At 60.5% G+C, this 21,174-nt stretch carries 34 protein-coding genes; 2 read left to right on the forward strand and 32 right to left on the reverse strand.

Going from position 1 to position 21,174, the window contains the following annotated elements:
* Positions 1 to 4 precede the first annotated feature (4 nt).
* Positions 5 to 499 carry a DUF3299 domain-containing protein gene (locus tag ACUCV0_RS20930; protein ID WP_271653255.1) on the forward strand — a complete coding sequence of 165 codons (495 nt, stop codon included), beginning with the start codon at positions 5 to 7 and terminating at the stop codon, positions 497 to 499.
* A 97-nt stretch (positions 500 to 596) separates the two neighbouring features.
* Positions 597 to 1,286, forward strand: a complete 690-nt coding sequence (locus ACUCV0_RS20935) for an OmpW/AlkL family protein (protein ID WP_482213579.1) — start codon at positions 597 to 599, stop codon at positions 1,284 to 1,286.
* 91 nt (positions 1,287 to 1,377) lie between these two features.
* On the opposite strand, the gene ACUCV0_RS20940 is transcribed toward ACUCV0_RS20935, so the two are convergent.
* The 32 genes from ACUCV0_RS20940 to rpsJ form a co-directional block, all read right to left on the reverse strand.
* Positions 1,378 to 2,307 carry an NAD-dependent epimerase/dehydratase family protein gene (locus ACUCV0_RS20940; protein WP_482213580.1) on the reverse strand — a complete coding sequence of 310 codons (930 nt, stop codon included), beginning with the start codon at positions 2,305 to 2,307 and terminating at the stop codon, positions 1,378 to 1,380.
* The gene (locus tag ACUCV0_RS20945; RefSeq protein ID WP_174523153.1) at positions 2,300 to 3,199 is read right to left on the reverse strand and encodes a sugar nucleotide-binding protein; all 900 of its coding nucleotides are present in this window, start codon (positions 3,197 to 3,199) and stop codon (positions 2,300 to 2,302) included. The genes ACUCV0_RS20940 and ACUCV0_RS20945 overlap by 8 nt, the downstream gene beginning before the upstream one ends.
* Before the next feature lie 87 nt (positions 3,200 to 3,286).
* A complete protein-coding gene (gene yccS, locus ACUCV0_RS20950) occupies positions 3,287 to 5,491 on the reverse strand; it encodes a YccS family putative transporter (RefSeq protein ID WP_174523154.1) in 2,205 nt (734 codons plus the stop codon).
* A gap of 145 nt (positions 5,492 to 5,636) precedes the next feature.
* Complete coding sequence (locus ACUCV0_RS20955) at positions 5,637 to 7,094, reverse strand: catalase (protein ID WP_454253889.1); 1,458 nt, start codon at positions 7,092 to 7,094, stop codon at positions 5,637 to 5,639.
* Between the two features lie 196 nt (positions 7,095 to 7,290).
* The gene (rplQ, locus tag ACUCV0_RS20960; RefSeq protein ID WP_482213581.1) at positions 7,291 to 7,680 is read right to left on the reverse strand and encodes a 50S ribosomal protein L17; all 390 of its coding nucleotides are present in this window, start codon (positions 7,678 to 7,680) and stop codon (positions 7,291 to 7,293) included.
* A gap of 44 nt (positions 7,681 to 7,724) precedes the next feature.
* Positions 7,725 to 8,726: a DNA-directed RNA polymerase subunit alpha gene (locus tag ACUCV0_RS20965; RefSeq protein ID WP_059316454.1), complete on the reverse strand. Its 1,002-nt coding sequence runs from the start codon at positions 8,724 to 8,726 to the stop codon at positions 7,725 to 7,727.
* Between the two features lie 22 nt (positions 8,727 to 8,748).
* Entirely contained in the window at positions 8,749 to 9,369 is a 621-nt protein-coding gene (gene rpsD / locus ACUCV0_RS20970; RefSeq protein WP_059316455.1) for a 30S ribosomal protein S4, read from the reverse strand.
* A 16-nt stretch (positions 9,370 to 9,385) separates the two neighbouring features.
* Positions 9,386 to 9,775 carry a 30S ribosomal protein S11 gene (gene rpsK, locus ACUCV0_RS20975; RefSeq protein ID WP_003281811.1) on the reverse strand — a complete coding sequence of 130 codons (390 nt, stop codon included), beginning with the start codon at positions 9,773 to 9,775 and terminating at the stop codon, positions 9,386 to 9,388.
* 30 nt (positions 9,776 to 9,805) lie between these two features.
* Entirely contained in the window at positions 9,806 to 10,162 is a 357-nt protein-coding gene (gene rpsM, locus ACUCV0_RS20980) for a 30S ribosomal protein S13 (RefSeq protein WP_059316456.1), read from the reverse strand.
* A gap of 130 nt (positions 10,163 to 10,292) precedes the next feature.
* Positions 10,293 to 10,409, reverse strand: a complete 117-nt coding sequence (gene rpmJ / locus ACUCV0_RS20985; RefSeq protein ID WP_002555468.1) for a 50S ribosomal protein L36 — start codon at positions 10,407 to 10,409, stop codon at positions 10,293 to 10,295.
* Positions 10,410 to 10,439: 30 nt separating this feature from the next.
* Positions 10,440 to 11,771 (reverse strand): preprotein translocase subunit SecY, encoded by a 1,332-nt coding sequence (secY, locus tag ACUCV0_RS20990; protein ID WP_027599183.1) that lies wholly within the window; start codon positions 11,769 to 11,771, stop codon positions 10,440 to 10,442.
* Positions 11,772 to 12,206, reverse strand: coding sequence for a 50S ribosomal protein L15 (gene rplO, locus ACUCV0_RS20995; RefSeq protein ID WP_007161232.1), 435 nt, complete (start codon positions 12,204 to 12,206; stop codon positions 11,772 to 11,774). It abuts the gene before it with no gap.
* Positions 12,207 to 12,209: 3 nt separating this feature from the next.
* A complete protein-coding gene (rpmD, locus tag ACUCV0_RS21000) occupies positions 12,210 to 12,392 on the reverse strand; it encodes a 50S ribosomal protein L30 (RefSeq protein ID WP_059316457.1) in 183 nt (60 codons plus the stop codon).
* Between the two features lie 2 nt (positions 12,393 to 12,394).
* On the reverse strand, positions 12,395 to 12,895 hold the full coding sequence (gene rpsE, locus ACUCV0_RS21005) for a 30S ribosomal protein S5 (protein ID WP_059316458.1): 501 nt from the start codon (positions 12,893 to 12,895) through the stop codon (positions 12,395 to 12,397).
* A gap of 3 nt (positions 12,896 to 12,898) precedes the next feature.
* Positions 12,899 to 13,249, reverse strand: coding sequence for a 50S ribosomal protein L18 (gene rplR, locus ACUCV0_RS21010; RefSeq protein WP_059316459.1), 351 nt, complete (start codon positions 13,247 to 13,249; stop codon positions 12,899 to 12,901).
* A 10-nt stretch (positions 13,250 to 13,259) separates the two neighbouring features.
* Positions 13,260 to 13,793 carry a 50S ribosomal protein L6 gene (gene rplF, locus ACUCV0_RS21015; RefSeq protein WP_017640286.1) on the reverse strand — a complete coding sequence of 178 codons (534 nt, stop codon included), beginning with the start codon at positions 13,791 to 13,793 and terminating at the stop codon, positions 13,260 to 13,262.
* Positions 13,794 to 13,804: 11 nt separating this feature from the next.
* Positions 13,805 to 14,197, reverse strand: a complete 393-nt coding sequence (gene rpsH, locus ACUCV0_RS21020) for a 30S ribosomal protein S8 (RefSeq protein WP_017640285.1) — start codon at positions 14,195 to 14,197, stop codon at positions 13,805 to 13,807.
* A gap of 162 nt (positions 14,198 to 14,359) precedes the next feature.
* Positions 14,360 to 14,665 carry a 30S ribosomal protein S14 gene (rpsN, locus tag ACUCV0_RS21025; RefSeq protein ID WP_017640284.1) on the reverse strand — a complete coding sequence of 102 codons (306 nt, stop codon included), beginning with the start codon at positions 14,663 to 14,665 and terminating at the stop codon, positions 14,360 to 14,362.
* 13 nt (positions 14,666 to 14,678) lie between these two features.
* The gene (rplE, locus tag ACUCV0_RS21030) at positions 14,679 to 15,218 is read right to left on the reverse strand and encodes a 50S ribosomal protein L5 (RefSeq protein ID WP_007161239.1); all 540 of its coding nucleotides are present in this window, start codon (positions 15,216 to 15,218) and stop codon (positions 14,679 to 14,681) included.
* A 19-nt stretch (positions 15,219 to 15,237) separates the two neighbouring features.
* Positions 15,238 to 15,552, reverse strand: a complete 315-nt coding sequence (gene rplX, locus ACUCV0_RS21035; protein WP_059316460.1) for a 50S ribosomal protein L24 — start codon at positions 15,550 to 15,552, stop codon at positions 15,238 to 15,240.
* 12 nt (positions 15,553 to 15,564) lie between these two features.
* On the reverse strand, positions 15,565 to 15,933 hold the full coding sequence (gene rplN, locus ACUCV0_RS21040; protein ID WP_007161241.1) for a 50S ribosomal protein L14: 369 nt from the start codon (positions 15,931 to 15,933) through the stop codon (positions 15,565 to 15,567).
* A 12-nt stretch (positions 15,934 to 15,945) separates the two neighbouring features.
* Entirely contained in the window at positions 15,946 to 16,212 is a 267-nt protein-coding gene (gene rpsQ, locus ACUCV0_RS21045; RefSeq protein WP_007161242.1) for a 30S ribosomal protein S17, read from the reverse strand.
* Positions 16,213 to 16,214: 2 nt separating this feature from the next.
* Complete coding sequence (gene rpmC, locus ACUCV0_RS21050) at positions 16,215 to 16,406, reverse strand: 50S ribosomal protein L29 (RefSeq protein ID WP_007161243.1); 192 nt, start codon at positions 16,404 to 16,406, stop codon at positions 16,215 to 16,217.
* Positions 16,406 to 16,819: a 50S ribosomal protein L16 gene (gene rplP / locus ACUCV0_RS21055; RefSeq protein ID WP_017640282.1), complete on the reverse strand. Its 414-nt coding sequence runs from the start codon at positions 16,817 to 16,819 to the stop codon at positions 16,406 to 16,408. Before rplP ends, rpmC begins: the two co-directional genes overlap by 1 nt.
* 12 nt (positions 16,820 to 16,831) lie before the next feature.
* Positions 16,832 to 17,521, reverse strand: coding sequence for a 30S ribosomal protein S3 (gene rpsC, locus ACUCV0_RS21060; RefSeq protein WP_059316461.1), 690 nt, complete (start codon positions 17,519 to 17,521; stop codon positions 16,832 to 16,834).
* 13 nt (positions 17,522 to 17,534) lie between these two features.
* Positions 17,535 to 17,867 (reverse strand): 50S ribosomal protein L22, encoded by a 333-nt coding sequence (gene rplV / locus ACUCV0_RS21065; RefSeq protein WP_007161246.1) that lies wholly within the window; start codon positions 17,865 to 17,867, stop codon positions 17,535 to 17,537.
* A 12-nt stretch (positions 17,868 to 17,879) separates the two neighbouring features.
* Positions 17,880 to 18,155: a 30S ribosomal protein S19 gene (gene rpsS / locus ACUCV0_RS21070; RefSeq protein ID WP_010796754.1), complete on the reverse strand. Its 276-nt coding sequence runs from the start codon at positions 18,153 to 18,155 to the stop codon at positions 17,880 to 17,882.
* An 18-nt stretch (positions 18,156 to 18,173) separates the two neighbouring features.
* Positions 18,174 to 18,995: a 50S ribosomal protein L2 gene (rplB, locus tag ACUCV0_RS21075; protein ID WP_059316462.1), complete on the reverse strand. Its 822-nt coding sequence runs from the start codon at positions 18,993 to 18,995 to the stop codon at positions 18,174 to 18,176.
* Between the two features lie 12 nt (positions 18,996 to 19,007).
* Positions 19,008 to 19,307, reverse strand: a complete 300-nt coding sequence (rplW, locus tag ACUCV0_RS21080; protein WP_007161249.1) for a 50S ribosomal protein L23 — start codon at positions 19,305 to 19,307, stop codon at positions 19,008 to 19,010.
* Positions 19,304 to 19,906: a 50S ribosomal protein L4 gene (gene rplD / locus ACUCV0_RS21085; protein ID WP_007161250.1), complete on the reverse strand. Its 603-nt coding sequence runs from the start codon at positions 19,904 to 19,906 to the stop codon at positions 19,304 to 19,306. Before rplD ends, rplW begins: the two co-directional genes overlap by 4 nt.
* A 13-nt stretch (positions 19,907 to 19,919) precedes the next feature.
* On the reverse strand, positions 19,920 to 20,555 hold the full coding sequence (gene rplC / locus ACUCV0_RS21090) for a 50S ribosomal protein L3 (protein ID WP_007161251.1): 636 nt from the start codon (positions 20,553 to 20,555) through the stop codon (positions 19,920 to 19,922).
* 84 nt (positions 20,556 to 20,639) lie between these two features.
* Complete coding sequence (rpsJ, locus tag ACUCV0_RS21095) at positions 20,640 to 20,951, reverse strand: 30S ribosomal protein S10 (RefSeq protein WP_003243886.1); 312 nt, start codon at positions 20,949 to 20,951, stop codon at positions 20,640 to 20,642.
* Positions 20,952 to 21,174 lie beyond the last annotated feature (223 nt).

Below are 21,174 nucleotides of genomic sequence, written 5' to 3' on the forward strand. Positions count from 1 at the left end.
CACCATGCGCCTGGCGCTCCTGCTGTTGCTCTGCTGGCTGCCCTGGGCCCAGGCCGAACCCCGTCAACTCGCCTGGCGCGAGCTGGTACCGGCCGATGCGCCGCGCTTCAACCCGGGCAGCATCGACCACGGTCTCGGCGAAGACGGCCCGGCCGCCAGCCAGCCCTGGCCGGACGCTCCGACGGTAGCGGCGCTGGATGGCCAGGACGTGCGCCTGCCCGGATACGTGGTCCCCCTGATGGTTACCGACGAGGGCGAGGTCACCGAGTTCCTCCTGGTCCCCTACTACGGCGCCTGCATCCACGTGCCACCGCCACCCGGCAATCAGATCGTCTACGTCAAGGGCAGCCACGACCTCTGGCTGTCCAAGCTGCACCTGCCCTATTGGGTGGAAGGCCGCCTGGGCGTGGGCAGCCAGCGCAGCGAGGTGGCCGTCGCCGGCTACTGGCTGCAGGCGCAGCGCATCCTTCCCTACATCCTCAAGGGCGACGGCTCCTGAGGGGATATGCCCGACCCTTGAGCGAGATCAAGAGTCTGACATTTAAGCTTCGCTAGGCTGCTCCCAGCCCTTTTTCAATGCTTCCGGAGCCCTAGCCATGCGTCCTTTCTTCCGCCTCAGCCTGCTCGCCCTCGCCTTGGCCGCCCCCCTCGCCCAGGCCCACCAGGCTGGCGACATCATCCTGCGTGCCGGTGCCATCACCGTCGATCCCCACGAGCGCAGCTCCGACGTCAAGATCGATCGAGGCGCCCTGAGCGGCGCCAACCTCGGCGGCAAGGCGACCATGGACAGCGACACCCAGCTGGGGCTGAACGTCGCCTACATGCTGACCGACCACCTGGGCTTAGAACTGCTGGCGGCCACGCCCTTCGAGCATGAGGTCAACATCAAGGACACCGGTCTGGACGCCGCCAATGGCAAGCTGGGCACTCTCAAGCACCTGCCGCCGACCCTGAGCCTGGTCTACTACCCACTGGACGCCAAGGCGACGTTCCAGCCCTATGTCGGCGCTGGCCTCAACTACACCTGGATCTATGACGAGCATGTCGGCAGCGGCGCCAGCGCGGCCGGCTTCGACAACTTCCGTGCCGACAATTCCTGGGGCTGGTCCGCCCAAGTCGGCGCTGATCTCATGCTCACCGACCGGGTCATGCTCAACGCCCAGGTCCGCTACATCGACATCTCGACCACCGCCCACGTCGATAACACCGCCCTCGGCGCTCGGGCCAAGGTCGATCTGGACGTGGATCCCTGGGTGTACATGATCGGCCTGGGCTATCGCTTCTAACCTACTGCCCGCCACTAGCACCGTAGGTTGGCGCTGAGACAGCTCCAGCGTTGAAGCCCAACAGGCCAGGGGTTGCCCCTGGCCTCCCCGATTAGTCTCGTAGCAGCGCCGCCAGCCCCGTGCCCATGGCCGTGGGCTGGCTGAAGTCGAAGCGCTCGCGCAGACGACGGTTGTCCGCCTTCGAATGGCGGATGTCCCCCGCCCGCGCCGCACCATGGGTCACCTGCGGCAGGCCACCGAGCACCTGGCCGATCTCGGCCAGGAGGCCGTTCAGGCTGATGGTCTCGCCGCGCCCTACGTTCACTGCCCCGGCTGTCACCTCGGGTGCTTCCAGCGCCTGCACCAGGATACCCACCAGGTCGGCCACATAGACGAAATCGCGGGTCTGCTCGCCGTCACCAAAGACCGTGATCGGTGTCTGGCGGCGGGCGCGCTCGGTAAAGATGCTGATTACCCCCGAATAGGGCGAGGACGGATCCTGACGCGGGCCATAGATATTAAAGAAGCGAAAAATCGCCGGCTCCAGAGCGTGCTCGCGGCGATAGAAGTCGAGGTAGTACTCGCCGGCCAGCTTGTCCGCCGCATAGGGCGTCAACGGTGCCTTGGGCAACTCCTCGTCGATGGCCTGGCCCTGGCCATTGGCACCATAGACCGCTGCGCTGGAGGCATAGACCACCCGCTTGATCCCGGCCTTGCGCATGGCCTCGCACAGATTCAGGGTACCGATGAAATTGGCCCTGTGGGTGCCCACCGGGTCTTCCACCGAGGCCTGCACCGAGGCCACCGCGGCCAGGTGTACTACCGCTGCGCAGCCAGTTACCGCGGCTTCCAACGTTGCCGTATCGGCCACGTCACCCACCCGCAGCTCGATACCTTCATTGTCCAGCGGCAGATTCTCGCGCTTGCCGGTACTCAGGTCGTCCAGTATCCGTACTCGTTTGCCCCGCGCCAGCAGCGCATCGGCCAGGTGGGAGCCGATGAAACCGGCACCGCCAGTGATCAGAATGGGCGCATCACTCATCGAAACCTACCTCGTCCTGCCGAAAGCCCTGCAACAGCGCCGGCAGCTCCTGCTGCCAGCGCCGCGCCTTGATTCCGAAGGTGTTGAGCAGCTTGCGACTGATCAGCACCCCCTGTTGTGGCTCTTCCGCGGCATCCGCACGCTCCAGGTGCGTCACCTCCTGCCATTCGCAGCGCACCGGCCGGTCGAATTCCTGCCAGAGCTGGGCGACGGTTTCGCCCAGACCCAGCTCCGACACCGCTTCCTGGGCACCGTAGTGATAGGTCCCCCAAAGCGGTGCGCCGCAGTCGAGCTGCTTGACCACCGCCAGCAGCACCCGGGCAACATCGCCCACCGTGGTCGGATTGCCGCGCCGGTCACCCGCCAGGGGGACGACCTGCTCGGTACCCAGTTGCTGTAGCAGACGTCCCAGGCGACCGTCGCAGGAATCGTCCAGCACCCAGCCCAGGCGCAGCAGGATATGCATCGGGCACAGAGCCCTGACCAGCTGCTCGACCCGCCAGAGCGCCTCGCCCCGCGCCCCGGGAGGCCGCGGAAGATCCTTTTCACTATAGCCGGCCACGCGCGAGCCATCGAACAGCTGATAACCGGAGGGTTGGATCAAGGGAATCTGGTAGTGCTGACAGAGGCCGGCCAGGCGTTGGACGGCGAGCGCCTGACGCTGCATCAACGCCGGATCGAAATCCGCCGCCTGCAGCCAGTCGCGATAATAGGCGAGATTGATCACCGCCCCCGGACGTACCCGGTCGAGCACCTCGGTCAGCCCGGCGGCGTACCAGCCCTCCGCCGGGGTCTCGGGGGCAACGAATTCGATGCCCGCTTCGGCACCGGCGGCGAGTAGCGCCTTGCCCAGGGCGCTCTCCCCGCCCACTACTAGAAGACGCATACGCATGACTTGGAACAGCCTTCAGACCAGCATAAACAGGCGTCGAAAAAGTCGACGGACATCAATCAACATAGCTCGTCGCGCCAACCTTGCTCAAGCATCGGCGGTAACGGCTGCCGGTTGTTCGCGGCTTTGCTCACGCAGCGTATGGTTGGCGGCGCTCTTGAGATTGGGCAGCAGCCGACAGATCAGCGCCAGCTGGGTGCACACCAGCCGGTAGCCATCGTCGTTGTCGTCGGCCGCGGCTTCCAGCTCGTCGGCGAGGCTGCTTTCCTCCTCGGCCGTAGGCGGCAGACTGCGCCGCTCCGCCACCGCTGCGGCGATGGCCTCCATGCCCTCGGCAATGCGCGTCACGGCGCGCTCCACCAGAGCATCGTGCTCGGCCGCCTCCAGCTGGCGGCGATGCGCGCCCAACGCCGACAGATAGCCCAGCAGCGTGTTGGACAGTGCCAGGTAGCGAAAGCCCGCCTCCAGGTTGCGGCGGAAGTGCCCGGGATCGCGCAGCATGTTGGCCAGCGCGGCCGACAGCGTCGCATCGGCGTTATGGGCATTGCGCCGCGCCACACGGTAGTCGAGATCGTCCCGCTTGCCGGTCCGGTACTGCTCGTGCAACCGGCGCAGATAGAGTGCATTGGTGCGCAGGGTATTGGCCATCACCTGATGCAGGCGCCGCCCCTGCCAGTCCGGCAGGACGAAGAACACCGCCAGCACCGCGATCAGGCAGCCCAGCAGGGTATCCAGCAGCCGCGGCCAGATCAGCATGAAGCCATTGCCCACCTGGTTGAAGCAGAACAGCACCATCAGGGTAATGGCCGCGGTAGCGATGGTGTATCGATCCGTGCGGGTGATAAAGAACACCAGCCCGGCGACCAGCGCCAGCAGCAGCTGGACTTCCGGCTGAGCGAACAGCTCCAGCAAGGCACTACCCAGCAGCAAGCCGATCACCGTGCCCACGATCCGCTGCACCAGGCGCACCCGGGTCGCCCCGTATTGCGGTCGGCAGACGAATACCGTGGTCAACAGGATCCAGTAGCCGTTCACCGGGTGGATTAGGTGCAGCACGCCATAGCCGGCCATCAACGCCAGGGCCATGCGCAGGCCATGGCGGAACAGCAACGAGGTTGGGGTCAGCTGCAGGCGGATGCGCCGAAACACCTCGGGCAGGGAGCGCGCAGCGGGATCCAACAGGCTGGTGTCCAGATCCGCCGCGCCCGAATCACTGTTGCCCGCTTCGGAGAACTGCCGTTCCAGGGTCGAAAGGTTATGGCCGAGCAGATCCAGGGAGCGCAACAGACCCCGCCAGCGCGGATTCTGCTGCTGCTTGAGATACTCCAGCGATGCCTGCAGATCGGTCAGACCCTGTTGGCTCTGCTGACCGTATTCGAAGGGCTGGCCGAGCCGGATCGCCTCGCCCATGTTGAGACAGGCGCTGGCCTGCAGCTTGAGCAGGCGCTGGCAGCGAAACAGGATGTCGCTATGGAAGAAGGCCTCGGTCAGGGCGCTGTAGGGATAGTGGGAGGAGCTGGCACGCTCATGGATGTCCTGCGCCATGAAATAGAGGCGGAAGTAACGTCCGGAGCGCGCCCCAGGCCGCCCCGAGCGGCCGAAGCGATTGAGGATGGTCGCCTTGGCCTGGTTCAGCGCCTGCACCACCTTGCCGTTCTGCTGCGCCAGGAGCACGCGTCGCCGGTGCAGGTCCACCCCGCGCACTGGCTCGAGCATCTCGGCCTTGAGCCTGAGCAGGGTCCCTAGCTCTCCATAGAGGGCGGATAGATTCTGGCGTACCGGTTGGTGGGCGAAGAGCGCGCACCAGAGCACCGAGAGCAGGCCATACCACAGGGCGCCGGCCAGCAGGTGCGCCGGCTCGTACCACAGCGGTACCTGGGCGCCGAGGCGCTGATCCACGCCGATCATGGCATAGATGGACAGGATCACCGTCGCCTGAGCCACCGAGGCATAACGCTCGCCGATGGCACCCAGCATCGTCAGGCTGAAGGTGGCCAGGCCCAGGCCCGCCACGAAAATCCAGGGATAGGGAAACAGCAGCTCAACGGCGAAGGCAGCGACCGCGAAGCACAGCAGCGTCACCACCAACGACTTTAGACGACCTAGCCAGCTGTCGTCGGTTTCCGCCAGGGCACTGGCGATAATGCCGAGGAACACCGGCGATAGCGCCCGCAAATCGCCGAGCGACCAACAGACGGCCATGGCGCCGCTCAGGGCGACAAAGACGCGAACGCCATAGCTGGCCTTTTCGTGCGCCCATAGCTGGCGCAAAGACACTCCAAACACAGTCATGACGGGAGAGCGAGCCTCGTGTTTTCGCGCTTGATGCGAACCTTAGCACTGCGACGTCGCAAGCGGCGTCCGAGACAGCCTTTCCCGCATTTTTTTCACGGACAAAAAAAGCCCGGCATGCGCCGGGCTTTTCCTTTCCTCTGTGTCAGGCCACTTCGCTGGGATCTATTCCCAGGCCCTTGGCGATACCCATCCCATAGGCGGGGTCGGCCTTGAGGAAGTGACCGATCTGCCGCAGCTGGACATCGCGGGTCACCGAACCCATGGCCCCGACGATGTTGCCGATCAGTAGCGCCTGCTGGTCCGCGTTCATCAGGCGGAACAGCGCACCGGCCTGACTGTAGTAGTCCTCGTCCACCCGGTGATCGTAGCGATCGGCGGGACCTGCGAAGTTCAGTGCGGGCTCTCGATACTGCGGCGCCTGCTTGGGCGTGTGGCCATAGCTGTTCGGCTCGTAGTTCGGCTGGGAACCACCATTGCCATCGAAGCGCATGGCACCATCCCGCTGGTTGTTGGCATAGGGGCAACGGGGAGCGTTGACCGGCAGTTGCTGGTAGTTGGTCCCCACCCGATACCGCTGGGCATCGGCGTAGGCGAATACCCGGCCCTGCAGCATGCGATCGGGCGACAGGCCTATGCCCGGCACCACGTTGCTCGGTGCAAAGGAGGCCTGCTCCACTTCGGCAAAGTAGTTCTGCGGATTGCGGTTGAGTTCCAGCACGCCCACTTCCTGCAACGGGTACTCCTGCTGCGACCAGACCTTGGTCACATCGAAGGGATTCTCGGCACGACCGGCTGCCTCCTGTTCGCTCATCACCTGGATGCACATCTTCCAGCGCGGGAATTCACCGCGCTCAATGGCCTGGAACAGGTCGCGCTGGCTGTAGTCCGGATCTGTACCCGCCAGGCGCGCCGCTTCGGCAGGCGCCAAGTTCTTGATCCCCTGCTGGCTCTTGAAGTGAAACTTCACGAAGTGCCGCTCGCCCTGGGCGTTGATCAGGCTGAAGGTGTGGCTACCGAAGCCGTGCATGAAGCGATAGCCATCTGGAATGCCGCGATCGGAGAAGAGGATGGTCACCTGATGCAGCGACTCCGGCGACAGCGACCAGAAGTCCCACATCATCTGGGGGCTCTTCAGGTTGCTCCAGGGATCGCGTTTCTGGGTATGGATGAAGTCGGGAAACTTGAGGGGATCACGGATGAAGAACACCGGGGTGTTGTTGCCGACGATGTCCCAGTTACCTTCCTCGGTATAGAACTTCAGGGCAAAGCCACGCGGATCGCGCTCGGTATCCGCCGAGCCGCGCTCGCCACCCACGGTGGAAAAACGCAGGATGGTCTCGGTCTGCTTGCCAACGGTGGCGAACAACTTGGCGCTGGTCAGGTGGGTGATGTCTTGGGTGACGGTAAAGGTGCCATAGGCAGCAGACCCCTTGGCGTGCACCCGGCGCTCGGGAATGACTTCCCGATTGAAATGCGCCAGCTTCTCGACCAGATGGAAGTCGTCGAGCATCAGCGGGCCACGGGGACCAGCGGTACGGGAATTCTGATTATCGGCCACCGGGATGCCGCTGGCGGTGGTGAGGATCTTGGTATCAGTCACAGGTTTTCTCCCTCTGGATCGCGTTGGCTGATCGCTTGGGAGAAGTATCGCCATGGCAATACTTTAGGACTAATTTATTGATCCTAGCACCCTGATAGAGAAAACCAGGAGAACCCATATTGCCCGCATTGCTCTAGCCGAATGCCGGACATGAAAAAGCCGGGCAAGAGCCCGGCTTTTCCTGGAAGGCAGCTACTTATTCAGCAGCTTGTTCCACAGTACCACCAACAGGGCGATCGATCAGCTCGACGTACGCCATGGGCGCGTTGTCGCCAGCGCGGAAGCCGCACTTCAGGATGCGCAGGTAGCCACCCGGACGGTTGGCGTAGCGCTTGCCCAGGTCGCTGAACAGCTTGCCAACGGCAGCTTTCGAACGGGTACGGTCGAAAGCCAGGCGACGATTGGCGACGCTGTCTTCCTTGGCCAGGGTGATCAGCGGCTCGGCAACGCGGCGCAGTTCCTTGGCTTTCGGCAGGGTAGTTTTGATCAGCTCGTGCTCGAACAGCGACACAGCCATGTTCTGAAACATGGCCTTGCGGTGTGCGCTCGTGCGGCTCAGATGACGACCACTTTTACGATGACGCATGATTGAAATTCCTTCCCAAACTATCGTTCGGTGAACAATGACGATCAGGCAGTAGCCTTGTCGTCCTTCTTAAGGCTTGCAGGGGGCCAGTTGTCCAGGCGCATACCGAGCGACAGACCACGGGAGGCCAGGACGTCCTTGATTTCGGTCAGGGACTTCTTGCCCAGGTTCGGGGTCTTGAGCAGCTCCACTTCGGTACGCTGAATCAGGTCACCGATGTAGTAGATGTTCTCCGCCTTGAGGCAGTTGGCCGAACGAACGGTCAGTTCCAGATCGTCCACCGGACGCAGCAGGATCGGATCGATTTCGTCTTCCTGCTCGACCACGACCGGCTCGCTGTCGCCCTTGAGGTCGACAAACGCTGCCAGCTGCTGCTGCAGGATGGTGGCGGCACGGCGGATGGCTTCTTCCGGATCCAGGGTACCGTTGGTTTCCAGGTCAAGCACGAGCTTGTCCAGGTTGGTACGCTGTTCGACCCGGGCGTTTTCCACCACATAGGCCACGCGACGAACCGGGCTGAACGTAGCATCGAGCTGGAGACGACCGATTGCGCGGGTTTCGTCTTCTTCGCTCTGACGCGCATCGGCGGGCTCATAGCCACGACCGCGCGCGATTTTCAGCTTCATGTTCAGCGAACCGTTGTCCGCCAAGTGGGCGATGACGTGCTCACCGTTGACGATCTCGACGTCGTGATCGACCTGAATGTCGGAGGCCAGAACTGGCCCCTGACCTTTCTTGCTCAGACTCAGGGTGACTTCGTCACGGCCGTGCAACTTGATGGCCAGACCCTTGAGGTTGAGCAGGATCTCGATCACGTCTTCCTGCACGCCTTCGATGGCGCTGTACTCGTGCAGAACACCGTCGATCTCTGCTTCGACTACCGCGCAGCCAGGCATGGAGGACAACAGGATACGCCGCAGCGCGTTGCCCAAGGTATGGCCGAAACCACGCTCGAGAGGCTCGAGGGTGATCTTGGCACGGGTCTGACTAACCGCCTGCACATCGATATGGCGGGGGGTCAGGAACTCATTTACCGAACTCTGCATGGATGCACCTACTTTCTAGCCCTTACTTGGAGTAGAGCTCGACAATCAGGTTTTCGTTGATGTCGGCGGAGAGATCACCACGGGCCGGCACGTTTTTGAAGGTGCCTTCCTTTTTCTCGGTGCTCACTTCGACCCACTCAACCCGGCCACGCTGGCCGCACAGCTCGAGAGCTTGAGCGATACGCAGCTGGTTTTTGGCCTTTTCACGGACCGCGACGACGTCGCCGACCTTGACCTGATAGGAGGGAATGTTAACGGTCTGACCGTTGACGGTGATCGACTTGTGGGAGACCAGCTGGCGCGATTCAGCGCGAGTGGCACCAAAGCCCATGCGATACACCACGTTGTCCAGACGGCATTCGAGCAGCTGCAGCAGGTTCTCACCGGTAGCACCCTTGCGACGGGCAGCTTCCTGGTAGTAACCGGCGAACTGACGCTCGAGCACGCCATACATACGGCGAACTTTCTGCTTTTCACGCAGCTGCAGACCGTAGTCGGACAGACGACCGCGACGCTGACCATGCTGGCCAGGAACGGTTTCCAGCTTGCACTTCGAGTCGAGGGCACGAGCGCCGCTCTTCAGGAAGAGGTCAGTGCCTTCGCGGCGGGACAGTTTGCACTTGGGACCAATGTAACGAGCCATTTCTCACTGTCTCCTATTACACGCGACGCTTCTTCGGCGGACGGCACCCGTTATGCGGGATAGGCGTCACGTCGGTGATGCTGGCGATCTTGTAACCACAGGCATTCAGGGCGCGAACAGCGGACTCACGGCCGGGGCCGGGACCTTTGACGTTCACATCCAGATTCTTCAAACCATATTCCAGGGCGGCTTGGCCGGCACGTTCGGCAGCGATCTGCGCAGCGAACGGGGTGCTCTTACGGGAGCCACGGAAGCCGGAGCCACCGGAGGTCGCCCAGGACAACGCATTGCCCTGACGATCGGTGATGGTCACGATGGTGTTGTTGAAAGACGCGTGGATATGGGCGATGCCATCAACCACTGTCTTTTTGACTTTCTTACGAGGACGAGCAGCAGGTTTTGCCATGACTAGATTCCTGTCGATTCGCGGATGCGATTACTTGCGGATCGGCTTGCGCGGGCCCTTACGGGTACGGGCATTGGTCTTGGTACGCTGACCACGGACCGGCAGACCACGGCGGTGACGCAGACCGCGGTAGCAACCCAGATCCATCAGGCGCTTGATGTTCATGTTGATTTCGCGGCGCAGGTCACCCTCGGTGAGGATTTTGGCGACCTCGTTACGCAGCTGATCGACCTGCTCGTCGCTCAGTTCTTTGATCTTGACGGTCGGCTCGATGCCGGTGGCCGCGCAGATCTTCTGAGAGGTGGTGCGACCGACACCATAGATGTAGGTCAGCGAGATAACAGTATGTTTGTTATCTGGAATGTTGACGCCTGCAATACGGGCCATTCAGAAAAACTCCAATTGACAGCTACCGACGCCCCGGAAGCCAAGAAAAGGGCGCGCGATATTAACGCTGTAGGAACAAATGATCAACCCGGCAGCACACTAGCTGCCGGGTTAGACGCGTGGTTCACACTCAGCCTTGGCGCTGCTTGTGACGCGGTTCAGCGCTGCAGATCACGCGTACGACGCCTTCGCGACGAATGATCTTGCAGTTACGGCACAGCTTCTTGACCGATGCACGAACTTTCATGACAACTCCTCTAACCTTACGGGTAACGGATCAGCGCATCATGCCGCTGCCGTATCCCTTCAGGTTGGCTTTCTTCATCAGGGACTCGTATTGATGAGATACGAGATGGGATTGGACCTGAGACATGAAGTCCATGACCACTACCACCACGATCAGCAACGAGGTCCCGCCGAGATAGAACGGCACGTTCGCCGCGACCACCAGGAACTGGGGCAACAAGCACACCGCCGTCATGTACAGGGCACCGAACATGGTCAGACGGGTCAGCACGCCATCGATATAGCGTGCGGACTGCTCACCAGGACGGATACCCGGAATGAACGCGCCGGATTTCTTCAGGTTCTCAGCCACGTCTTTCGGGTTGAACATCAGCGCCGTATAGAAGAAGCAGAAGAAAATGATCCCTGCACTAAACAGCAAGATGTTCAGCGGCTGACCGGGAGCGATGGCCTGAGCCACGTCCTGCAACCAGCCGAGCCCTTCGGACTGACCGAACCACGAACCGAGCGACGCCGGGAACAGCAGGATGCTACTGGCGAAGATCGCCGGAATGACACCGGCCATGTTCACCTTGAGCGGCAGATGGCTGTTCTGCGCAGCGAAGACCTTGCGGCCCTGCTGACGTTTGGCGTAGTGCACGGCGATACGACGCTGCCCACGCTCGATGAACACCACGAAGGCAATGATGGCGACCGCCACCACACCGACCATGATCAGTGCGAAGATGTTGATATCGCCCTGCCGTGCCGACTCGAAGGACTGACCGATGGCGCGAGGCAAGCCCGCGACGATGCCGGCGAAGATCAGCATCGAGATGCCATTGCCGATACCGCGCTCGGTGATCTGCTCACCCAGCCACATCATGAACAGAGCGCCGGCGACAAAGGTGGTCACAGCAACGAAATAGAAGCTGAAGCCCACGCTGAACGCGACGCCCTGACTGGCGAGTCCTACCGACATCCCGGTGGCCTGAACGAGCGCCAGAACCAGCGTGCCGTAACGGGTGTACTGGCTGATCTTGCGACGACCAGACTCACCCTCTTTCTTCAATTGCTCCAGCTGTGGGCTGATCGCGGTAAGCAGCTGCATGATGATCGATGCCGAGATGTACGGCATGATCCCCAGCGCAAAGATGCTCATCCGCTCCAGCGCACCACCGGAGAACATGTTGAAGAGGCTAAGAATGGTCCCCTCGTTCTGCCTGAACAGTGCGGCCAGCTGATCGGGATTGATACCCGGAACAGGGATGTGCGCACCGATCCTGTAGACGATGATCGCCAGGAACAGGAATCGAAGGCGGGTCCACAGCTCGGACATACCACCGGTCTTGCTGAGCGCAGAGAGAGCACCTTGCTTAGCCATTTATTCCTCGATCTTGCCGCCAGCTGCTTCGATGGCTGCACGTGCGCCCTTGGTGGCACCAATGCCCTTCAGGGTGACGGCACGAGTGACGTCGCCGGACAGCACAACCTTGACACGCTTGATGTCGCGGCTGATCACGTTGGCGTCTTTCAGCGCCTGCAGATCGACCACATCGACATCGACCTTGGCCAGCTCGGAGGTACGAACCTCGGCGCGATCCAGGGCTTTCAGCGATACGAAGCCGAACTTCGGCAGACGACGGTGCAGCGGCTGCTGGCCACCCTCGAAACCGGGGGCAACCTTGCCACCGGAGCGGGAGGTCAGACCCTTGTGGCCGCGGCCACCGGTCTTGCCCAGGCCGCTACCGATACCACGACCGGGACGCAGCTTCTCGCGGCGAGCGCCGGGAGCGGAACGCAGATCGTTCAATTTCATGACTTAACCCTCCACACGCAGAAGGTAGTAGGCCTTGTTAATCATGCCGCGATTCTCAGGGGTGTCCTGAACTTCGACGGTATGATTGATGCGACGCAGGCCGAGACCCTTGACGCAAGCCTTGTGATTGGCCAGACGGCCATGGACGCTCTTGATCAGCGTGACCTTTACGGTTGCATTAGCCATGATCAGAGGATCTCCTCGACGCTCTTGCCACGCTTGGCAGCAACAGCTTCCGGCGCCTGCATGTGCTTGAGACCTTCAAAGGTCGCATACACCACGTTTACCGGGTTGGTGGAGCCGTAGCACTTGGCCAGGACGTTCTGCACACCGGCCACTTCCAGCACGGCGCGCATGGCACCGCCGGCGATGATGCCGGTACCGTCGGAGGCGGGCTGCATGTACACCTTGGAGGCGCCATGGGCAGCCTTGACCGGGTACTGCAGAGTGGTGCCGTTCAGATCCACCTGGATCATGTTGCGGCGAGCAGCTTCCATAGCCTTCTGGATAGCGGCAGGCACTTCACGTGCCTTGCCACGGCCGAAGCCAACGCGGCCTTTGCCATCGCCAACCACGGTCAGAGCGGTGAAGGCGAAGATACGGCCGCCTTTCACGGTTTTGGCTACGCGGTTAACTTGAACCAGCTTCTCGATGTAGCCTTCGTCGCGCTTTTGATCGTTATTTGACATGACTTAGAACTCCAGCCCGCCTTCACGAGCAGCGTCGGCCAGCGCCTTGACGCGACCATGGTACTTGAAGCCAGAACGGTCAAAGGCCACCTGGGTAACGCCAGCGGCCTTGGCACGCTCGGCGACCAGCAGACCAACTTTCTTGGCCGCCTCGACGTTGCTGGTAGCGCTCTCGCGCAGTTCTTTGTCCAGCGTAGAAGCACTGGCCAGGACCTTGCCGCCGTCGGCCGCGATGACCTGGGCATAGATGTGCTGGGAAGAGCGGTACACGCACAGACGGACCACTTCCAGTTCGCGCATCTTCAGGCGAGCCTTGCGAGCGCGACGCAGTCGGGTTTCTTTCTTGACGGTCATTTGCTATGCCCTACTTTTTCTTGGCTTCTTTACGGTGGACGACTTCGTCGGCATACCGTACACCCTTGCCCTTGTAAGGCTCTGGCGGACGGAAACCACGAATCTCAGCCGCGACCTGGCCGACCAGCTGCTTGTCGATACCCTTGATCAGGATTTCGGTCTGGTTGGGGGTTTCTGCGGTGATGCCTTGCGGCAGGTCGTAGTCCACGGGATGAGAGAAGCCCAGAGCGAGGTTCAGCACCTGACCTTTGGCCTGGGCCTTGTAGCCCACACCGACCAGTTGCAGCTTGCGCTCGAAGCCCTGGCTGACGCCGACCACCATGTTGTTGACCAGGGCACGGGTAGTGCCGGCCATCGCACGGGTCTGCTGATCACCATTGCGAGCAGCGAAACGCAGCTCACCGGACTCTTGGGTGACTTCAACGGACGGATGGACCTTCAGTTCCAGAGCGCCCTTGGCACCCTTGATCGAAAGAGCCTGACCGGCCAGATTAACTTCGACGCCTGCAGGCAGTCTTACAGGGTTTTTAGCAACGCGAGACATGCTGATTCCCCTTAGAAGACTGTGCAGAGCACTTCGCCGCCAACACCAGCAGCACGGGCTGCGCGATCAGTCATCACACCTTTGTTGGTGGAAACGATCGACACGCCCAGACCACCACGCACTTTCGGCAGCTGGTCAACGGCTTTGTACTGGCGCAGACCGGGACGGCTGCTACGCTTCAGTTCTTCGATGACAGGCTTGCCTTCGAAGTACTTCAGCTCGATGGACAGCGACGGCTTGGATTCCGCGCTGACCTGAAAATCCGCGATGTAACCTTCGTCCTTGAGGACTTTGGCAACGGCAGCCTTCAGCTTGGAAGAAGGCATGCTCACAACGGCCTTTTCAGCCATCTGGGCATTACGGATACGAGTTAGCATGTCTGCTAACGGGTCCTGCATACTCATGGGCTATTAGCTCCTAATACAGAAATTGAGCCTACCGGCTCTCAAAATCGCCCCTCGGCAATAGGCCGATTCGGGCGAGCCGAGCATTCTAGAGATCGGCCTGAAACGAATCAAGCCCCAAAAGGGGCTTGATTCAATTACCGCGATGAAAGGCGCTAGCTGTTACCAGCTGGCCTTCACCAGGCCGGGCACGTCACCGCGCATGGCTGCTTCACGCAGCTTGATGCGGGACAGACCGAACTTGCGGTACACGCCATGCGGACGACCGGTCAGGCGGCAGCGGTTACGCATGCGGCTAGCGCTGGCGTCACGGGGCTGCTTTTGCAGGGCGACCTGGGCATTCCAACGATCCTCGGGGGAGGCGTTGACATTACCGATGGTCGCCTTCAGCTCGGCGCGCTTCTTGGCGTACTTGGCAACCGTCTGCTGACGCTTCAGCTCGCGGTTAATCATGCTTTGCTTAGCCATCTGAAGACCTCAATCAGTTACGGAACGGGAAGTTGAACGCGCGCAGCAGCGCACGGCCTTCCTCGTCGGTACGAGCGGTGGTGGTCAGGGTGATGTCCATACCACGCAGCGCATCGATCTTGTCGTAATCGATTTCCGGGAAGATGATCTGCTCTTTCACGCCCATGCTGTAGTTGCCACGACCATCGAAGGACTTGGCATTCAGGCCGCGGAAGTCACGCACGCGCGGCAGGGAGATGGACAGCAGACGATCCAGGAATTCGTACATGCGATCGCTACGCAGGGTCACCTTGACGCCGATCGGCCAGCCTTCGCGAATCTTGAAGCCAGCAATGGAGTTGCGGGCATAAGTCACGACCGGCTTTTGACCAGCGATCTTTTCCAGGTCAGCTACAGCGTTGTCGATGATCTTCTTGTCACCGACCGCTTCGCCCAGACCCATGTTCAAGGTGATCTTGGTGATACGCGGAACTTCCATCACGTTACCCAGCTGAAGCTGCTCTTTCAGCTTGGGCGCGATTTCCTTCCGATAAATCTCTTTCAATCGAGCCATGGTGATCTACCTAGCAGCTTCAGGCCTGGACCGCTTTTTGGGTCGACTTGAAGATACGAATCTTCTTGCCGTCTTCGACTTTGAAACCAACGCGGTCAGCCTTGTTGGTCTCGGAGTTGAAAATGGCAACGTTGGAGACATGCAGAGGAGCTTCTTTCTCTACGATGCCACCCTGAACGCCCAGCATGGGGTTGGGCTTGGTGTGGCGCTTGACCAGGTTGACCCCACCAACGACCAGACGGTCATCGGCGAGCACCTTCAGCACCTTGCCACGCTTGCCCTTGTCCTTGCCGGCAATGACGATTACCTCGTCTTCACGACGAATCTTTTGCATGTCGGCTACTCCTTACAGCACTTCGGGGGCAAGGGAGACGATCTTCATGAACTTCTCGGAGCGAAGTTCACGGGTCACCGGCCCAAAGATACGGGTGCCAATCGGCTCTTGCTTGTTGTTCAGCAGAACCGCGGCGTTGCCGTCGAAGCGGATGATGGAACCGTCGGTGCGACGGACGCCGTGCTTGGTACGCACGACGACAGCAGTCATCACCTGACCTTTCTTCACCTTGCCGCGCGGAATTGCTTCCTTGACGGTGACTTTGATGATGTCGCCGATGCCGGCGTAACGGCGGTGGGAACCGCCGAGCACCTTGATGCACATCACGCGACGAGCGCCGCTGTTGTCGGCGACGTCAAGCATGGATTGAGTCTGGATCATGGCTCTCTACCCTTATACCTGAACGGCGCGCTCGACGACGTCAACCAGGGTCCACGCCTTGGTCTTGGCCAGCGGGCGGGTTTCGCGAATGGTGACCAGGTCACCAATGCGGCACTGATTGGTTTCGTCGTGAGCGTGCAGCTTGGTGGAACGCTTCACGTATTTGCCGTAGATCGGGTGCTTGACGCGACGCTCGATCAGTACGGTGACGGTTTTGTCCATCTTGTCGCTGACCACACGGCCGGTCAGCGTACGGACAGTTTTTTCAGCTTCAGCCATGATCACTTACCTGCCTGCTGGTTCAGCACAGTCTTGACGCGAGCGATGTCGCGCTTCACTTGCGAGAGCATGTGAGACTGACCCAACTGGCCAGTTGCCTTCTGCATACGCAGATTGAACTGGTCACGCAGCAGGTTGAGAAGCTGCTCGTTCAGCTCCTCTACGGATTTCTCACGCAAATCTTTCGCTTTCATCACATCACCGTCCGCTTAACAAAGGAGGTTTCGAGCGGAAGCTTGGCAGCGGCCAGGGCGAACGCCTGACGAGCCAGATCCTCGGAAACACCCTCGATCTCGTACAGGACCTTGCCCGGCTGGATCTGGGCTACCCAGTACTCGACACTACCCTTACCTTTACCCATCCGCACTTCGAGAGGCTTCTTGGTGACAGGCTTGTCAGGGAAGACGCGGATCCAGATCTTGCCGCCACGCTTCACGTGACGGGTCAGCGCACGACGCGCGGATTCGATCTGGCGAGCGGTCAGACGGCCACGGCCGACAGCCTTCAGCGCGTACTCGCCGAAGCTGACCTTGCTACCACGATGAGCCAGACCACGGTTGTGGCCGGTCATCTGCTTACGGAATTTTGTACGCTTGGGTTGCAGCATGTTGCGTACTCCTTACTTAGCAGCAGCTTTTTTGCGCGGAGCCGGGGCGATGGGCTTGAGCTCTTCCTGGCGGCCACCAATGACCTCACCCTTGAAGATCCAGACCTTCACACCGATCACACCGTAGGTGGTGTGAGCTTCCGCAGTGGCGTAGTCGATATCGGCACGCAGGGTGTGCAGGGGCACACGACCTTCGCGATACCACTCGGTACGGGCGATTTCAGCACCGCCCAAACGACCGCTCACCTGAATCTTGATGCCTTTGGCACCAATGCGGATCGCGTTCTGTACGGCGCGCTTCATGGCGCGACGGAACATCACACGACGCTCAAGCTGCTGCGCAACACTCTGCGCAACCAGGGCACCGTCGAGCTCCGGCTTGCGGATCTCTTCGATGTTGATGTGCACAGGCACACCCATTCTTGCGGTCAGGTCCTGACGCAGCTTCTCAACATCCTCACCCTTCTTGCCGATCACGATACCGGGACGGGCGGTGTGGATGGTGATGCGTGCGGTTTGAGCCGGACGATGAATATCGATACGGCTTACGGACGCGCTTTTTAGTTTGTCCTGGAGGTACTCACGAACCTTCAGGTCGGCCAGCAGATAATCCGCATAAGTGCGCTTATCCGCGTACCAGACCGAAGTGTGCTCCTTGACGATACCCAGGCGAATGCCATTGGGATGTACTTTCTGACCCATCTGATCGACTCCGTTACTTGTCCGCAACCTTGACCGTGATATGGCAAGACCGCTTCACGATGCGATCAGCACGACCTTTGGCACGCGGCATGATGCGCTTGAGCGAACGACCTTCGTTTACGAAGACAGTGGAAACCTTCAGGTCATCCACGTCGGCGCCTTCATTGTGCTCGGCGTTGGCCACGGCCGACTCGAGCACTTTCTTCATGATCTCAGCGGCTTTCTTGCTGCTGAAAGTCAACAGGTTGAGCGCTTCGCCCACCTTCTTCCCGCGGATCTGGTCGGCGACCAAGCGGGCTTTCTGGGCGGAGATACGAGCGCCCGACAGCTTAGCGGCTACTTCCATCTTCCTTACCCCTTAACGCTTGGCTTTCTTGTCAGCCGCATGACCGCGATAGGTGCGGGTAGCAGCGAACTCGCCGAGTTTGTGGCCTACCATGTCTTCGTTCACCAGAACGGGGACATGTTGACGACCGTTGTGCACAGCAATGGTCAGACCGACCATTTGCGGCAGGATCATCGAACGACGCGACCAAGTCTTGATCGGCTTGCGGTCGTTCTTTTCCACCGCGACTTCGATCTTCTTCAACAGGTGAAGATCGATAAAAGGACCTTTCTTCAGAGAACGGGGCACAGTCGAATCCTCTACTGATTACTTGCCGCGACGGACAATCATCTTGTCGGTACGCTTGTTGGAGCGCGTCTTGAGACCCTTGGTCTTGACGCCCCATGGCGAAACCGGATGACGGCCACCGGAAGTACGACCCTCACCACCACCATGCGGGTGATCAACCGGGTTCATGGCAACACCACGAACGGTCGGACGAACACCGCGCCAGCGGGTGGCACCGGCCTTACCCAGCGAACGCAGGCTATGCTCACCATTGGACACTTCGCCCAGGGTGGCACGGCACTCCGACAGCACCTTTCGCATTTCACCGCTGCGCAGACGCACGGTGACGTAGGCGCCTTCGCGGGCAACCAGCTGAGCGGAGGTACCAGCGGAACGAGCGATCTGAGCACCTTTACCGGGCTTCAGCTCGATACCGTGAACGGTGCTACCGACCGGCACGTTACGCAGCGGCAGGTTGTTGCCAGCCTTGATGGGCGCGCCAGCGCCGGACATGAGCTGATCACCAGCAGCAACGCCCTTAGGGGCGATGATGTAGCGACGCTCGCCGTCGGCGTACTTCAGCAGAGCGATGTGAGCAGTACGGTTCGGATCGTATTCGATACGCTCAACGACGGCAGGGATGCCATCCTTGTTGCGACGGAAATCGACCAGACGGTAGTGCTGCTTGTGACCACCGCCAATGTGGCGAGTGGTGATACGACCATTGTTGTTACGGCCGCCGGACTTGCTCTTCTTCTCCAGCAAAGGAGCGTAAGGCGCGCCTTTGTGCAGATCAGAGTTGACCACCTTGACCACAAAGCGGCGGCCAGCGGAGGTCGGCTTGCATTTTACGATTGCCATGATGCCCCCTGATTACTCGGCGCTGCTGGAAAAGTCGAGATCCTGGCCCGGCTGGAGCGCGATGTACGCTTTTTTCCAGTCGTTACGCTTGCCCAGACCACGAGCGGTGCGCTTGGTCTTGCCCTGAACGTTCAGGGTGCTGACGCTGCGAACCTTGACCTCGAACAGCTGCTCGACGGCCTTCTTGATTTCCAGCTTGGTTGCATCGGTGGCAACCTTGAATACGAACTGCTTCTGGCTGTCCGCCAGCATGGTGGCCTTCTCGGAGATGTGCGGGCCAAGCAGCACTTTGAATACGCGTTCCTGGTTCATGCCAGCAGCTCCTCGAATTTCTTCACGGCGGACACAGTGACCAGCACCTTGTCGTAGGCGATCAGGCTGACCGGATCGGAACCCTGGACATCACGCACGTCGACGAAAGGCAGGTTGCGGGCGGCCAGATACAGGTTCTGGTCGACAGCATCGGTCACGATCAACACGTCGCTCAGGCCCAGGCCGTCCAGCTTGCTGACCAGGGTCTTGGTCTTGGGTGCGTCGACGGCAAAGTCGTCAACCACGACCAGACGATCCAGACGGACCAGCTCAGCGAGGATGGAGCGCAGGGCAGCGCGGTACATCTTCTTGTTCAGCTTCTGGCTGTGGTCCTGGGGCTTGGCTGCGAAAGCCACGCCACCGGAGCGCCAGATGGGGCTGCGGATGGTACCGGCACGGGCACGACCGCTGCCCTTCTGACGCCAGGGCTTCTTGCCGCCACCGCTGACTTCGGAACGGGTCTTCTGGGCACGGGTGCCCTGACGACCGCCAGCCATGTAGGCCACGACTGCCTGGTGAACCAGGGTCTCGTTGAATTCACCGCCGAAGGTGTGCTCGGAGACTTCGATAGCTTGAGAGCCATTCACATTGAGTTGCATGTTCTCTCTCCTCTCAACCACGGGCCTTGACGGCGGGACGTACGATCACGTCACCACCCGGCGCGCCGGGGACGGCACCCTTGACCAGCAGCAGGTTGCGCTCGGCGTCTACACGCACGACTTCCAGCGACTGAACGGTTACACGCTCCGCACCCAGGTGACCGGACATTTTCTTGCCCTTGAACACTCGACCAGGAGTCTGGCACTGGCCGATGGAACCAGGTGCACGGTGGGAAACGGAGTTACCGTGGGTGTTGTCCTGACCACGGAAGTTCCAGCGCTTGATGGTACCGGCGTAGCCCTTACCTTTGGACTGACCAGTGACATCAACCATCTGACCGGCTTCGAACAGGGCTACGGTGACTTCGTCACCAGCCTTGTACTCACCGTCTTCCAGGCGGAATTCGAGGACGCTACGACCAGCAGCAACGCTGGCCTTGGCGAAGTGACCGGCTTGCGCCTTGGTCACGCGGGAAGCACGACGCTCGCCCACGGTCACCTGAATGGCACGGTAGCCATCGGTTTCTTCGCTTTTGAATTGGGTTACACGATTCGGCTCGATCTCAATGACCGTAACCGGAACGGAAACGCCTTCTTCGGTGAAAACGCGGGTCATACCGCATTTACGACCGACTAAACCAATCGTCATGTTGAGAACCTCTTGAGTGTACGGGGCTTTCACCCGCTATGGCCGCCCATTTCAGAGCGTTACACGACTGAAACCTTGACGGTCTCAGCCGAGGCTGATTTGCACTTCAACGCCAGCGGCGAGATCGAGCTTCATCAGCGCATCGACGGTCTTGTCGGTGGGCTGAACGATGTCGAGCACACGCTTGTGGGTACGGATTTCGTACTGGTCACGAGCGTCCTTGTTGACGTGCGGAGAAATCAGCACTGTGTAACGTTCCTTGCGGGTAGGCAGAGGAATCGGACCACGCACCTGAGCACCAGTACGTTTCGCGGTTTCCACGATTTCCTGGGTGGATTGATCGATCAGGCGATGATCAAAAGCCTTCAACCGAATACGGATTTGTTGATTTTGCATTTGACCTCAGACTCCAAGCTTTCCCCTCGGGCAAAAAGGTGCCCGATTAAAGGAGGCGCAATTCTAAGGATGTCGCCGACCGCTGTCAAGAACGCCTCTTTTGCCATCTGTCAATTTCATGAGGCAAGAAAAAAGGCCCCGAAGGGCCTTTTTTCGTTTCAGATCAATCGATTACTCGATGATCTTGGCAACCACGCCGGCGCCGACGGTACGACCGCCTTCG

The organism is Pseudomonas sp. VMV1 (genome assembly GCF_056790235.1).